This is a genomic window from Streptomyces sp. NPDC059009 (genome assembly GCF_042740175.1).
GTDB lineage: Bacteria > Actinomycetota > Actinomycetes > Streptomycetales > Streptomycetaceae > Streptomyces.
Genome location: NZ_JBHYJB010000002.1, coordinates 135,893 through 149,208, shown reverse-complemented (window position 1 = coordinate 149,208; position 13,316 = coordinate 135,893). Strand labels below are relative to the sequence as shown.

Below are 13,316 nucleotides of genomic sequence, written 5' to 3'. Positions count from 1 at the left end.
CTCAGTGCTGGTGGGGCTTCGGGTTGTACGTGGCTTCCTTCACCGGGACCGTGACGGTGATCGGGTCCGACTTCTGGAAGTGCAGCGTCACCTCGACCTTGTCGCCCTGCTTCGGCTTGTGCTTCAGCTTCTCGAACATGAGGTGGTTGCCGCCGCGGGCGAAGTCGAGCTCACCGCCCGCCGGGACGTCGAAGGACTTCTCCTCCTTCATCGCGTTGTTCTTGGTGCTGTGCAGCGTCACGGCGGCCGCGATGTCGCTGGTGACCGAGGTGAGCTTGTCGGCGCCGCCGGTGTTCTTCAGGGTGAAGAAGCCGGAGGCCATCGACGGCATCGAGGGCGCGGGCATGAAGGCGCCGCTGACCTTGATGGCCGGCTTCGCGCCGGCGTTCTCGGCGGCCTTCGTCTTCGTGTCCTTGGCACCGGAGCCGGAGTCCGAGCAGCCGGTGAGGGCGAGCGCGCCCGTCAGGGCTATGGCGCCGCAGGCGAGGGCGCGGCGGTTCCTGCGATGGAGCTTCGTGCGGTCGTGCTTCGTGCGGTGGTGCTTCATGGGGTGGTGCTTCACGGGTTCTGTCCCTTGAGGATCTTGGGGAGGTCCTTCTCGTACTCCTCGACGCGGGTGTCCTGGCCGTTGTAGACCACGTAACCGGCGTCGTTCTTCGGGGAGAACGCGATGACCTGGGTGCCATGCATCGAGACGACCTTGTCCTTCTTGCCGTCCTTGCCCTTCTCGACCTTCGAGGGCTCGATGCTGATGCCGACCGTGCGGGCGCTGGCCTGGATGGTGGCGAAGTCACCGGTGAGGCCGATGAACTCCGGGTCCTGGGCCTTGAGCCACTTGCCGAGCACCTCGGGGGTGTCGCGCTTGGGGTCGGTGGTGACGAAGACGACCTGGAGCTTGTCGAGCTCGGACTTCGGCAGCTTCGTGGCGAGCTGCTTCTTGGCGACGGCGATGTTGCTCATCGTCAGGGGGCAGACGTCCGGGCAGTTGGTGTAGCCGAAGTACAGGAGCGTCGGCTTGCCCTTGGTCTGCTCGCGCAGGTCGTACTTCTTGCCGTGCGTGTCCGTGAGGACCATGTCCGGCTTCTTGAACGGCTTGTCGAGCACGGTCGCGGCCTTGTCCGAGCCCGCCTCCGTGGAGACGTCCGCGATCGGCGAGTTGCCCTTGTCACCGCCGCCGCCACAGGCGGACAGCGTCAGGGTGGCCGCGGCCAGCAGGGCGGCGGCGAGGAGCTGGTGCTTGCTCTTCTTGCGCATACGAAAATGTCCCAGATGTGAGGGGGCCGGGGCGCACCGGGGGCCTGGTTCGGGGCCTGTCCCGCGGACCTGCCCGGCCCCCGGTGCGGGGCCCGAGGTGACTCAGCCGTTGGTACGCCGACGGCCCGCGAGCACGCCGAACGCCACGCCGATCACGCCGACGACGATGCCGACGACGCCGAGGATGCGGGCGGTCGAGTCGGAGGAGGAGTCCGAGTCGGAGGCGGCCTTCTCCTGGTGCTCACCGGACTTGGCGTCGTCGCCGGACTTCGCGGCGCCACCGCCGTGGTGGTCCTCGGAGGCGGCGGTCAGCGCGAGGGTGGGCGCCGGGTGCTCGGGCTCCTCCTGGCCCTTCTGCTGCGGCTCGATCCAGCGGACGACGTTCTTGTTGGAGTACGTCTGGACGGCCTTGAAGACGAGCTGGTCGGCGTTCTCGGGCAGGGCGCCGATGGAGAGCGGGAACTTCTGGAAGGTGCCCGGCTCGATGCCCTTGCCGTCGGCGGTCCAGGTGACCTTGGAGACGGCCTCGTCGATCTTCTCGCCGTGCATCTCCAGGGGCTTGTCGAGCTTGGACTTGGTGACCTTCACGTCCCAGCCGGCGACGGGCTGCGTCATGACCGAGGCGAGCGGGTGCTCGGCGGGGAAGGAGACCTCGAGCTTGGTGGTCGACGCCTTGTCGTCCTCGTTGGGCACCTTGAAGTTGACGGTCGCGTACCCGCCCTTGGCGGCCTCGCCCTCCGGCGAGACGCTGACGTGCGCGAAGGCGGGGGCGGAGAGGCCGAGCATGGCGACGGCGGCGACGGCGGACGTGGCGGCGATACGGGACATCTTCATGGCAGAAACACTCCACTTTGGGCAGTGGTGAACAGGGAAGGTGCGGCGTCCCGCGAGGACGCGGGCGCGCGTGGGCGCGCGGCGCGAGCGCACCTCTTCCTGGAGTCCCGTTCCTGGAGTCCCATTCGTGGAGCCCCGTTCGTGGAGCCCTGGGAGTCCGGGGAGTCCCGGTGGGGAGTGCGTCGCGTCAGGCGGTGAGAGCGAAGGCGTCCGCCGCCGGCGGGCCGCGCCTGATCAGCGTGTTCTTCAGCGCCGTGGTGCGGGGCCCACGCAGGTCGGGCCCGGCGTGGGCGGCGGCGCGGACCGCGCCGGGTGCCACCGTGCCGGGCAGGCCCGCCCGCAGCGAGCGCACCAGGGCGAAGGCGGCGCGCAACGACCGTACGAGCGTCGCCTGGGCGACCTCCTGGGCGCCCTGCGCCGAGAGCCGGACGATGCGGAGCAGCGCGAGGTCGCCCCGGCGCAGCAGCCACCCGGCGGCGACGGCCGCGAGGACGTGCGCCAGGAGCATCGGCAGGGACGGCAGCAGCGACATTCCGGGCATGGTGCCCATCGCGTCCATGGCTGCGTCCGCCGAGGACGCCGCCGAACCGGACCCCATGGCGTGCTGTCCCGCGTGGCCCATGACGTGACCGCCCATGGCCCCCGGGCCTGCTCCGGCCGCGGAGCCAGAGCCGGAGCCGTCGGGGCCGAGTCCCGCGCCCGCGAGGATCCGCTGGGCCTGGACCGGGCTGATCGTCGCGGTGCCCGCCCCGCACACGAAGCGCGCGGCGCGCTCGACGAGCGAGGAGGCGTCACCGCCCGGGCCCGCAGCGCCGGAGCCCATCGCGGCACCGTGCTGGCCGAGCCCGAACAGGGCGTGCAGACCGAGCTGTCCCGCGGCGAGCGCGGCGGCGATGCCGGGCAGCGAACGGGCCCGGCCGGTCAGCGGCACCACGAGGACGAGGACGGCGAGGAACCCGGCGCCGAGCGTCCACAGCGGGACGGCGGCGCAGGAAGCGAGCACATGTCCCCCGGCGGACAGCACGACGCAGACCGCGGCGAACACCGTGGCCCTGAGCAGCCGGAGATCGACTCCGCCGGCCGCGCGCTGGTGGGGGGTAGCAGACATGGCCGGGTCATCATTGCACTGGCCTTACCCGTCCCATACGGCAGGTCGAGAAGCCCGTCCGGATCCGTGACCGGCGCGTTGCCTTCTCATGGGGCGTACGGCTGTGGCGCACGGCTCCCACGGGTCCGCAGCGCACGCCCCCAGCGTGCGGGGCCCGCGTGCCGGGTCTTCTACACCGATTCCAGGCCCCTGTGCATCCGCCGTATGGGCGGCATCACTTCAACTGGGCGCTTATGTACGGCTGCTCGGGGCAATACGTATCGGTATGTCGAGCCGCGGCCGGGGGGCCGCGCTAGCCGGGAGGCGCGAGCATGAGCATCTGGTGGTCCCTGCATCTGCGCCGGGACGTCGAGAGCGTGCCGCTCGCCCGTCGTCTGCTGATCGGCACCATGGAGACCGCGGGCGTCGACCCGGACGTCTCGTACGACCTGTCCGTCGCCCTCAGCGAGGCATGCGCCAATGCCGTGGAGCACGGCGGCGCTCCGGTGCCGGGGGGCGAGTCGGTGGGTGCGTACCGCGTCACCGCGTATCTGGACGGCGACACGTGCCGCATCGAAGTGGCCGACTCGGGGCCGGGGTTCCCGGCCCGCCGCCCCGCGCCGGGCACGGCCGCGCTGTCGGCCCCGGTCCCGGCCCCGGCCGCCGAGACCGCCGAGCACGGCCGCGGTCTGCACCTGATCAAGGAGCTCTCCGACCACGTCCACCTCGGCAACAAGCCGGGCCGCGGTGGTGCGGTGATCAGCTTCGACAAGATCATCAAGTGGCGGGACGACACCCCGTTGGTGACGGCGTAGCGCGCCCGGGGCTCGCGCGCGCCAGGTGACATAGTCCCGCACAGCCCTGGAGCGGCCGCCCCCGTCCTGCTGGGATGGGGGCACAGTTACGACCGCTTCCCAGAGGTGAGGGCACATGACGGCATCCGACGCCACCCGGGACTTCCGCACCGCGCGGGACTTCCTGCTGCGCCATCGCGAGGACTACGAGACCGCGTACGAGGGCTTCGTGTGGCCGCGGCCCGAGCGGTTCAACTGGGCCCTCGACTGGTTCGACGTCATCGCCGCCGGGAACGGGCGGACCGCGCTGCACATCGTGGAGGAGAACGGCGACGAGCTGCGGGTGTCGTTCGAGGAGCTGGCGCGCCGCTCCGACCAGGTCGCCAACTGGCTGCGGGCACAGGGCGTTTCGGCCGGGGACCGGGTCGTGGTGATGCTCGGCAACCAGGTGGAGCTGTGGGAGGTGGCGCTCGCCGCGATGAAGGTGCGCGCCGTCGTCATCCCGGCGACGCCGCTGCTCGGCCCGGTGGACCTGCGGGACCGGATCGCCCGGGGGCGGGCCCGGCACGTGGTGGTGCGGGCCGAGGACACGGAGAAGTTCGCGGAGGTGCCCGGGGACTACACGCGGATCGTGGTGGGCGGGGAGCGGGGCGGCCGAGGTCCGGACGGCTGGGGTTCGGACGGCCGGGGTTCGGGCGGTCGAGGTTCTGGCGGTGCGGGTTCGGGCGGTCCGGGGTCGGGCGGCCGGGGTTCCGGCGGCTGGATTGCGTACGAGGAGTCCGGTGCCGCTCCCGTCGACTTCACGCCCGAGGGCGAGACCCGGGCCGACGACGCGCTGATGCTGTACTTCACCTCGGGCACGACGTCGCTGCCGAAGCTGGTCGAGCACACCCATGTGTCGTATCCGGTGGGCCACTTGGCGACCATGTACTGGATCGGCCTCAAGCCCGGCGACGTGCACCTGAACATCTCCTCGCCGGGCTGGGCCAAGCACGCCTGGTCGAACCTGTTCGCGCCGTGGAACGCGGAGGCGACCGTCTTCATCCACAACTACACGCGCTTCGACGCGGGGCGCCTCATGGCGGAGATGGACCGGGCCGGGGTCACCTCGTTCTGTGCGCCGCCGACCGTGTGGCGGATGCTGATCCAGGCCGACCTGACGCAGCTCGCCGTGCCGCCGCGCGAGGTGGTGGCGGCGGGCGAGCCGCTCAACCCGGAGGTCATCGCGCGGGTGCGGGAGGCGTGGGGGGTGACGATCCGCGACGGCTTCGGGCAGACGGAGACGGCCGTGCAGGTCGCCAACTCCCCCGGCCAGCACCTGAAGTCAGGCTCGATGGGGCGGCCCACACCGGGCTTCCGGGTGGAGCTCCTCGACCCGGTGACCGGGGCGCCGGGGGCGGACGAGGGCGAGATCTCCCTGGACCTGGCGGCGGACCCGGTGGGCCTGATGGCGGGCTACCACGGGGACCCGGAGCGCACGGCGCAGGCGATGGCGGGCGGCTACTACCGCACCGGCGACATCGGCGCGCGGGACGCGGACGGCCATCTCACCTATGTGGGCCGCGCGGACGACGTGTTCAAGGCGTCGGACTACAAGATCTCGCCGTTCGAGCTGGAGAGCGCGCTGCTGGAGCACGAGGCGGTGGCGGAGGCGGCGGTGGTGCCCGCCCCGGACCCGGTACGGCTCGCGGTCCCGAAGGCGTACGTCGTGCTGGCCGCGGGCTTCGAACCGGGCCCGGACACCGCCAAGTTGCTCTTCGAGCACTCCCGGTCGGTGCTCGCCCCGTACAAGCGGGTGCGGCGGCTCGAGTTCGGGGCGCTGCCGAAGACGGTGTCGGGGAAGATCCGGCGGATCGAGCTGCGGGAGGCGACGGCTCGGGGGTCGGAGGGGGTGGAGTACCGGGAGGAGGACTTCCGCTGACGGGCCGGCGGGCCGGTGGGCTGACGCGCACAGGGGCTTAGGGGCGTACGGTCGTACGGGCTGACGCGATGATGCGATGACGCGCTGGCAGGGCCCCTCCCAGCGCGCCGGAGAAGCTCACGCCAGCGCGCCGGAGAAGCTCACGCCGCACGCAACCAGCCGAACTCGCAGCGGACTTGGCGGACTTTGACCGGTGCAGGTCGGAAGGCGTCGCCCGGGTGCCTACCATCGCCCGCATGACTGATGCTCGGGCCGCAGAGGTCCTCGGGCAGCTGGCCGCCGAGGGCGTCTCGCCCTGGCTGTCCGGCCCCGGGCCCGCCCTCCCGGACGCCGCCGCCCTCGCGGCCACGGTCCGCCAGGGCTTCCGGGGCGCCGCGCTGCCCGCGGGCACGCCCGCCGGTGCCGTGCGCATCGTGTGCGACGTGCTGCGCGCGGTGCACGACGGGGGCGGGCACGGGGACGGCTGGGTGTCGGTCGGCCTGCCGATGCCCGCGGGCCGGGGCGCCCGTGCCCTCGTCTCCGCCGCCCGCGCCCTGTACGGGGCGGTGGACCGGCCCAACCTGCTGATCGGGGTGCCCGCGACCCCCGCCGGGGTGGAGGCCGCCGGGGCCTGTCTCGCCGAGGGGATATCGGTGGAGTCCACCGGCGTCGTCACAGCGGCCCGGGCCGAGCGGGTCCTGGATGCCCAACTGGCGGGCCTGGAAAGGGCGATGGTGTCCGGCGAGGACCTGGCGGGGCTCCTCGCGGCGATGTCCTGCGCCCTCGGACCGCTGGACGACGAGGTCAACGCGGCGCTCGCGGCGCGGCGGTCAGCGGGCGGCGAGAGCGGCGAGGGCGGTAGGAGAGGTGGGGACGGCGGAACCGACGGGCCCACGGAGGGGACGGAGGCAGCCGAGGCCACGGCGGAGCGGCTGCGGGACGCGGCGGGGCTCAGCACCGCCCGGGTGCTGCACCGGCTGCGCGAGGAGCGGCTCGGCGACGACTGGTGGCGGGTGCTGCGGGCGGCGGGCGCGGGCCCCCCGCTCCTGGTGTGGCGGGACTCGTCGGCCCGCCATGTCATGGACGTCGTCGGCTGGAACACGGGGCATGTGCTGACGGAGTCCGTGGTGGCGGAGGTCGCGGCGTCCGCGGGCGGCGGGCCACGGGGGGACACCCTCATGGCGGGCTGGGAGGAGGCGCGGGCGGTGCTGCGCGAGCTGCGCGACCTGGGGGTGCTGCCGGGGGACTTCTGACCTCGTCCGGTCGCCTCGCTCCTTGCGCCCCCTTCGTCCGGTCGTCGAAGTCCCCATCGCCGCACGCCTGGTGGGGCGCCGGGGTCACACCCCGGCGCCGCCGCGGAAGGGCTGCGCCCCGGGCTACGCCTCGGGCTACGCCTCGGGCTGCGCCACCTTCGACAGCCGCTCGTACTGCCCGTCCGAGAGCCGCAGCCCCAGCGCCCCCACGTTCTCCTCCAGGTGCGCCACCGAGGTGGTGCCCGGGATGGGCAGGGCCGTCGCGGAGCGGCGCAGCAGCCAGGCGAGGGACACCTGGGCAGTCGTGGCACCCAACTCCTCGGCGACGGCGGCGACTTCGCCGCCCGCCTGGGCGTGCGCACCCCTGCGCCAGCAGACCGAACTCGGCCTGCGCAGGCTGAAGCCGTGCCCCCTCGGGCACGTCTCCACGATCACGCCCGGCGTGATCCCCCATCAACGGCGTGATCCCCCATCAACGGCGACCTGCTCAACTACCCATAAGGGACGGTTATTTCAGCAGGTCACACCGGTGGCAGCGCCCGGCACAGCGCATCGAGCGCCGCCCCGTACGCGTGCTCCGCTGGGGTCGCGTACCCGACGACGAGCCCGTCCCGGTGCGCCGTCGCCGCCTCGGGGTGGCGGAACTCGGCGAGCGGGTCGAGGGCGACCCCGTGCCACGCGGCGGCCTTCGCGGCGGACTGCTCGGTGCCCGCGGGGAGGTGGAGCACCGCGTGCAGCCCGGCGGCGATGCCGGTCACCGTGATGTGCGGGGCGTGCTCGGCGAGCGCGGTCACGAGCCGGTCCCGCCGCTTCCGATAGTGCTGCCGCATCCGCCGTACGTGCCGGTCGTAGCGCCCCGACACGAGGAACTCCGCGAGCGTCAGCTGGTCCAGGACGCTCGCCCACGCCTCCCGCTCCCCCTTCGCGTCGAGCACGGGCCCGACGAGGTGCTCGGGCAGCACCATCCAGCCGAGCCGCACCGCGGGGGAGAGGCTCTTGCTCACCGACCCGATGTAGACGACGTGTTCGGGCCCGAGCCCCTGCACCGCCCCCACCGGCTCCCGGTCGTAGCGGAACTCCCCGTCGTAGTCGTCCTCCAGGACGAGCCCGCCCCGCGCCGCCGCCCAGTCCACGACGGCCGCCCGGCGCTCGGGGTGCAGCGGCCCCCCGGTGGGGAACTGGTGCGCGGGCGTGAGCAGCACGGCCCGCGCCTTCGAGGTCGCTTCCCCCAACTCCCGCACCCGGGCGCCGTGTTCGTCGATCCCCAGCGGCACGGTCCGCACCCCCGCCGTGGCGAGCAGCGAGCGATGGAAGCCGAGCCCGTACGACTCCACGGCGATGGGGTATCCCCTGCTCGAGCGAAGCCGAGAGCTTGGGGAAGGCCCGGGCACGACGCCCCCGGCGCCCTGCCCGAACAGCAGCCGCAGCGCGTGCGCGAAGCCGGAGCAGATCACGATCCGCCCGGGCTCGGCCCGCACACCGCGCGCCCGCGCGAGATAGTCCGCGAGCGCCCGCCGCAGCTCGATCCGCCCCCGTGGATCGCCGGGCCCGAACGCCTCGTTGGGCGCCGCACCGAGGGCGCGCCGGGCGGCGGCGAGCCAGGCGGTGCGGGGGAACGAGGCGGCGTCGGGCTGGCCCTGGCGCAGGTTGTGCGCGGGCATGGACGAGGTGTCCGTGGGAGCGGACTTGGGAACCCGTACGGGCTTCGGCGGCGCCGCCCGGTGCGCGACCCGCGTCCCGGAGCCCTGCCGCGCGGTCAGCCAGCCCTCGGCGACCAGCTCGGCGTAGGCGTCGGCGACGGTGTTGCGGGCGAGGCCGAGGTCGGCGGCGAGGGCGCGGTAGGGCGGCAGCCGCGTACCCGGCGCCAGCCGCCCCGCACGCACGGCGTCGCGCAGCGCGGTGATGAGCGCGGACCGGCGGCTGCCTGCGGCGGCGAGCTCCAGATGCAGGTCGCTGTCCCGCGAATTGACCTTACTTTCCGGCATGAAAGTGCACCCTATACGGGGTCGATCGGCGCCGTAGATTCATGGTCATGACGACGAACGAAAACCCCACCGCCGCCGCCCGCCTGAACTTCGCCCAGGCCGCCCCGAAGATCTTCAAGGCGGTCATCGGCTTCGACGCCGCCGCCCGCGACGGCCTCGACCCGGCCCTGGTGGAGCTGATCCAGATCCGCGCCTCGCACCTGAACGGCTGCGCGTACTGCCTGCACATGCACACCAACGACGCGCGCAAGGCGGGCGAGAGCGAGGACCGCCTGCACATGGTCGCGGTCTGGCGCGAGGCCCGTAACTTCTTCTCCGCCAAGGAACTCGCCGCCCTCGCCCTCACCGACGCGGTCACCCTGGTCGCCCAGGGCGGCGTCCCGGACGATGTCTACGCCCGGGCCGCCGAGCAGTTCGACGAGGAGGAGCTCGCCCACGTCCTCGGCCTGATCTTCGCGATCAACACCTGGAACCGCATCGCCCTCAGCACCGGCAAGGTCGCGGGCACGGACGAGCGCCAGGGCTGAGCCCGCACGATCCGCACGACCCGCACGACCCGCACGACAAGAGGGCCGGACACCCCGAAGGATGCCCGGCCCTCTTGTACGGGCTGTACGGCTGTAAGGCTGTACGGGCTGTACGGCGAGCCTCAGCCCTTCAGCTCCGCCATCCACGCCTCGACCTCGTCGGACCGGCGCGGCAGCCCGGCCGACAGGTTCCGGTTGCCGTCCTCGGTCACGAGGATGTCGTCCTCGATCCGCACGCCGATGCCCCGGTACTCCTCGGGCACGCTCAGGTCGTCGGCCTGGAAGTACAGCCCCGGCTCGACGGTCAGGCACATGCCGGGCTCGAGCGTCCCGTCCACATACGTCTCGGTGCGCGCGGCCGCGCAGTCGTGCACGTCCATGCCGAGCATGTGCCCGGTGCCGTGCAGCGTCCACCGCCGCTGAAGGCCGAGCTCGAGGACCTTCTCCACCGGACCCTCGACCAGGCCCCACTCCACGAGCTTCTCGGCGAGCACGCGCTGCGCCGCGTCGTGGAAGTCGCGGAACTTGCCGCCCGGCTGCACCGCCGCGATCCCGGCCTCCTGGGCCTCGTACACGGCGTCGTAGATCTTCTTCTGGAGCTCGTTGAAGCGGCCGTTGATCGGCAGCGTCCGCGTGACGTCGGCGGTGTAGTACGTGTGCGTCTCCACACCGGCGTCGAGCAGCAGCAGCTCGCCCGAGCGCACCGCACCGTCGTTGCGCACCCAGTGCAGGGTGGTCGCGTGCGGGCCCGCGGCACAGATCGACCCGTAGCCGATGTCGTTGCCCTCGACGCGGGCGCGCAGGAAGAACGTGCCCTCGATGTAGCGCTCGCTGGTCGCCTCGGCCTTGTCGAGGACCTTCACGACGTCCTCGAAGCCGCGCACCGTGGAGTCCACGGCCTTCTGCAGCTCGCCGACCTCGAAGGCGTCCTTCACCAGGCGCGCCTCGGAGAGGAAGACCCGCAGCTCCTCGTCGCGCTCGGCGGTGACCTTGTCGGTCAGGGCCGCCTCGATCCCGGCGTCGTAGCCGCGCACGACGCGCACCGGGCCGGTGGCCTCGCGGAGCGTGTCGGCCAGCTCGCGCACGTCGGACGCCGGAATGCCGTACAGCTTCCCGGCCTCGGTCAGCGAGTGGCGGCGGCCCACCCACAGCTCGCCGTCGCCGCTCAGCCAGAACTCGCCGTTCTCGCGGTCGGAGCGGGGCAGCAGGTACAGCGTCGCGTCGTGGCCGCCGGCCTTCTTCGGCTCCAGGACGAGGACGCCGTCCTCGGTCTGGTTACCGGTCAGGTACGCGTACTCGACGGAGGAGCGGAAGGCGTACTCGGTGTCGTTCGACCGCGTCCTCAGGTTGCCCGCGGGGACGACGAGCCGCTCGCCCGGGAAGCGCGCCGACAGCGCGGCCCGGCGCGCGGCGGTCTCGGCGGCCTGCGCGATCGGCTCCAGGTCGTGCAGCTCGGTGTCGGCCCAGCCGGACTTCATGTTCTCGGCGAGCTCGTCGGAGACGCCCGGGTACAGGCCGTTCTTCCGCTGCTTGATGGGCTCTTCCTCGGTCTCCGCTTCCGGGCCCGCTGCGGTAGCAGCAAAATCAGATTCGGCCGGGGTGACGGCGTCCGACACGGTTGCCTCCTACAAAACGACACTGGACCCCCTTCATCGTACGGAAGTACGGAAGGGGGCCCAGAGCCGGAAGACCTGTTACGTCACGTATGCGCGGCCTCACTCAAAACGAGCGGCGAGCAGCACCACGTCTTCCTCGCTGTCGACCGCGTCGAGCCCGTCCGGAAGCACCGCCCGCAGCACGTGGTCGGCGATCGCGCCCGGGTCCTCACGGATGCCCGGAGGCACGCTCGCGGCGGCCGCGTGCAGCCGCGCGAAGGCCCGGTCCATGGGATCGCCGGTGCGGTGCAGCAGACCGTCGGTGTAGAGCAGCACCGTTTCTCCCGGCTCGGTGCGCAGCTCCACGCTGGGCGCCTCCCAGCAGGCCAGCATCCCGAGCGGCGCCGACAGGGAGGTCTCCACGAACTCCGTGCGCCGCTCCCCGACGACCAGCGGCGGGCTGTGCCCCGCCCCGGCCAGGACGATCTTGCGCAGGGCCGGCTCGCAGTGCGCGAAGAGCGCGGTGGCGCTGCGCGCGGGCTCGGTCAGCCGGAGCAGCAGCTCCAGGTCGGACAGGACGGCGACGGGATCCTCGCCCTCCATCACCGCGTACGCCCGCAGGGAGGCCCGCAGCCGTCCCATCGCGGCGACCGCGCTCGGCCCCGAGCCGGTGACGGAGCCCACCGCGAGGCCGAGCGCCGCGTCCGGCAGGGGCAGCGCGTCGTACCAGTCGCCGCCGCCGCGCGGACCCGTGCGGTGCCGGGCGGCGAGCTGCACCCCGGCGACCCGGGGGAGCCGCGAGGGCAGCAGCTCCTCGCGCAGGGTGGCCACGGTGGTGCGGGCCCGGTCGAGTGCGACGAGCCCGGCGAGGTGCTCGGTGGCGTAGCGGACGTAGAGCCCGATGAGGTGGCGCTGCCGCTCGACGGGCTCCGCGGGCTCGTCGTACAGCCAGACGGCCGCGCCGATACGGCCCGCCGACTCGGTGGCCAGGCCCGCCGCGTAGCTCGCCGCGAAGCCGAGCCGGTCCGCGACCTCGCGCTGGCGCGGGTCGAGCGACTCGTCGGCGAGCAGGTCCGCCTGGACGACCTCGCTGAGTGCGGCCGCCGCGGTCTCGACGTTCACGTCGAGCAGCTGCCCGTACGAGGTCGCGCTGCGCGGCACCGTCTCGATGTGCCCGAGGTCGGCGCGGGCCAGGCCCAGGCCGATCGTGGTGTCCGGGCCGAGTCCGTCGGCGGGCTCGAGGACGACGAGCCCGCGCCGGGCGCCCACGAGGGCCGCGCCGGCGCGCAGAAGCTCGCGCAGCGCGTCGTCGAGGGTGGTGGTGCGGTTCAGGCGCTCGGTGAGCTCGTGCAGCGTGGTCAGGTCCGAGACCCAGCCCGCGAGCCGGTCCTGGATGAGTGCGCCCGGCGCGACGGCCGGGCTCTGGGGTTCGCCCTGGGCATACGGCGTGGCCGCGGCGGGCGCGACAGTGTGTGCGGGTGGCGGAACAGTGGAGTCGATTCCGGCCACTTTCGGGAGGTGCGGGGCGGTCATGGCTGACGGCTTTCCGGCCGGTGCGTAATGCTCAATAGCATCGCAAACCCCCATGTCATTCTGCGCTGCCAGCAATGTCTCCACATGTACACGCACTGGTGAGGAGATGTCCAGCATTGTCCTGCCGGGATTCCTGGTGTCAGCGGTGCACCTGGGATTTCCTTTAGTCATCGGCTCAGTTCCGGCGATCTTGAGAACTTGGCCGAAAACAGCCAGAGCTAAGGGCGTATTGCGGTCGACTGGCATTGTTCGACAGAGCGCACAGCGGTCGTGATGGGTACGTACTGGGTGATGGCCAGGGGCAGTTGGGATCTTCCTGGAACCTGGCGCGGGACCCTGGCGTCATAACCACCGACGACCGTGCCCCATCAGCGCGTGGCAACAGGGCGGCGAGAAATACGCGGGACGGCAATCGCCAGGTGCCGCCACCCCACGCCACGTTAACGCTCGGCCCATAGGGGTTCCCCATGCCGCAGGCTGGGGTGTGACGCGCCAGCTTGTCCGCACAGCGAAGTGATCCACCCATGGTGTGATGTGGCCCGCAGTGTCTCTGC

The 13,316-nt window shown here is 72.5% G+C and carries 12 protein-coding genes; 4 read left to right on the top strand and 8 right to left on the bottom strand.

Features of this window, described 5'->3' with window-relative positions:
- Window position 1: 1 nt before the first annotated feature.
- The 4 genes from ACFWYM_RS02530 to ACFWYM_RS02515 all read right to left on the bottom strand — a co-directional run bounded on the left by ACFWYM_RS02530 (window position 2) and on the right by ACFWYM_RS02515 (window position 3,196).
- Complete coding sequence (locus ACFWYM_RS02530; RefSeq protein WP_384829416.1) at window positions 2-547, bottom strand: copper chaperone PCu(A)C; 546 nt, start codon at window positions 545-547, stop codon at window positions 2-4.
- Window positions 548-558: 11 nt separating this feature from the next.
- Complete coding sequence (locus ACFWYM_RS02525; RefSeq protein WP_384829065.1) at window positions 559-1,254, bottom strand: SCO family protein; 696 nt, start codon at window positions 1,252-1,254, stop codon at window positions 559-561.
- Between the two features lie 102 nt (window positions 1,255-1,356).
- Window positions 1,357-2,088: a YcnI family protein gene (locus tag ACFWYM_RS02520; RefSeq protein ID WP_384829063.1), complete on the bottom strand. Its 732-nt coding sequence runs from the start codon at window positions 2,086-2,088 to the stop codon at window positions 1,357-1,359.
- A gap of 187 nt (window positions 2,089-2,275) precedes the next feature.
- Window positions 2,276-3,196, bottom strand: coding sequence for a hypothetical protein (locus ACFWYM_RS02515; RefSeq protein WP_384829061.1), 921 nt, complete (start codon window positions 3,194-3,196; stop codon window positions 2,276-2,278).
- 311 nt (window positions 3,197-3,507) lie between these two features.
- Here ACFWYM_RS02515 and ACFWYM_RS02510 point away from each other — a divergent pair, with 311 nt between their 5' ends.
- The 3 genes from ACFWYM_RS02510 (at window position 3,508) to ACFWYM_RS02500 (ending at window position 7,122) form a co-directional block, all read left to right on the top strand.
- On the top strand, window positions 3,508-3,990 hold the full coding sequence (locus ACFWYM_RS02510) for an ATP-binding protein (RefSeq protein WP_384829059.1): 483 nt from the start codon (window positions 3,508-3,510) through the stop codon (window positions 3,988-3,990).
- A gap of 115 nt (window positions 3,991-4,105) precedes the next feature.
- A complete protein-coding gene (locus ACFWYM_RS02505; protein ID WP_384829057.1) occupies window positions 4,106-5,890 on the top strand; it encodes an AMP-binding protein in 1,785 nt (594 codons plus the stop codon).
- A 236-nt stretch (window positions 5,891-6,126) separates the two neighbouring features.
- Window positions 6,127-7,122 (top strand): transaldolase family protein, encoded by a 996-nt coding sequence (locus ACFWYM_RS02500; protein ID WP_384829055.1) that lies wholly within the window; start codon window positions 6,127-6,129, stop codon window positions 7,120-7,122.
- A 135-nt stretch (window positions 7,123-7,257) separates the two neighbouring features.
- Here ACFWYM_RS02500 and ACFWYM_RS02495 read toward each other — a convergent pair whose 3' ends face one another.
- Complete coding sequence (locus ACFWYM_RS02495) at window positions 7,258-7,557, bottom strand: aldo/keto reductase (RefSeq protein WP_384829053.1); 300 nt, start codon at window positions 7,555-7,557, stop codon at window positions 7,258-7,260.
- 86 nt (window positions 7,558-7,643) lie between these two features.
- Window positions 7,644-9,107: a PLP-dependent aminotransferase family protein gene (locus tag ACFWYM_RS02490; RefSeq protein ID WP_384829051.1), complete on the bottom strand. Its 1,464-nt coding sequence runs from the start codon at window positions 9,105-9,107 to the stop codon at window positions 7,644-7,646.
- A gap of 47 nt (window positions 9,108-9,154) precedes the next feature.
- Here ACFWYM_RS02490 and ACFWYM_RS02485 point away from each other — a divergent pair, with 47 nt between their 5' ends.
- On the top strand, window positions 9,155-9,634 hold the full coding sequence (locus ACFWYM_RS02485) for a carboxymuconolactone decarboxylase family protein (RefSeq protein WP_384829049.1): 480 nt from the start codon (window positions 9,155-9,157) through the stop codon (window positions 9,632-9,634).
- 122 nt (window positions 9,635-9,756) lie between these two features.
- On the opposite strand, the gene ACFWYM_RS02480 is transcribed toward ACFWYM_RS02485, so the two are convergent.
- A complete protein-coding gene (locus ACFWYM_RS02480) occupies window positions 9,757-11,250 on the bottom strand; it encodes an aminopeptidase P family protein (RefSeq protein ID WP_384829047.1) in 1,494 nt (497 codons plus the stop codon).
- Between the two features lie 99 nt (window positions 11,251-11,349).
- A complete protein-coding gene (locus tag ACFWYM_RS02475) occupies window positions 11,350-12,879 on the bottom strand; it encodes a PP2C family protein-serine/threonine phosphatase (RefSeq protein ID WP_384829045.1) in 1,530 nt (509 codons plus the stop codon).
- Window positions 12,880-13,316: the final 437 nt, after the last annotated feature.

Bases quoted from the DNA above. Each gene is read 5' to 3' on its own strand.
- ACFWYM_RS02530 (WP_384829416.1), bottom strand. From the start codon at position 547: ATGAAGCACCACCGCACGAAGCACGACCGCACGAAGCTCCATCGCAGG.
- ACFWYM_RS02525 (WP_384829065.1), bottom strand. From the start codon at position 1,254: ATGCGCAAGAAGAGCAAGCACCAGCTCCTCGCCGCCGCCCTGCTGGCC.
- ACFWYM_RS02520 (WP_384829063.1), bottom strand. From the start codon at position 2,088: ATGAAGATGTCCCGTATCGCCGCCACGTCCGCCGTCGCCGCCGTCGCC.
- ACFWYM_RS02515 (WP_384829061.1), bottom strand. From the start codon at position 3,196: ATGTCTGCTACCCCCCACCAGCGCGCGGCCGGCGGAGTCGATCTCCGG.
- ACFWYM_RS02510 (WP_384829059.1), top strand. From the start codon at position 3,508: ATGAGCATCTGGTGGTCCCTGCATCTGCGCCGGGACGTCGAGAGCGTG.
- ACFWYM_RS02505 (WP_384829057.1), top strand. From the start codon at position 4,106: ATGACGGCATCCGACGCCACCCGGGACTTCCGCACCGCGCGGGACTTC.
- ACFWYM_RS02500 (WP_384829055.1), top strand. From the start codon at position 6,127: ATGACTGATGCTCGGGCCGCAGAGGTCCTCGGGCAGCTGGCCGCCGAG.
- ACFWYM_RS02490 (WP_384829051.1), bottom strand. From the start codon at position 9,107: ATGCCGGAAAGTAAGGTCAATTCGCGGGACAGCGACCTGCATCTGGAG.
- ACFWYM_RS02485 (WP_384829049.1), top strand. From the start codon at position 9,155: ATGACGACGAACGAAAACCCCACCGCCGCCGCCCGCCTGAACTTCGCC.
- ACFWYM_RS02475 (WP_384829045.1), bottom strand. From the start codon at position 12,879: ATGCTGGACATCTCCTCACCAGTGCGTGTACATGTGGAGACATTGCTG.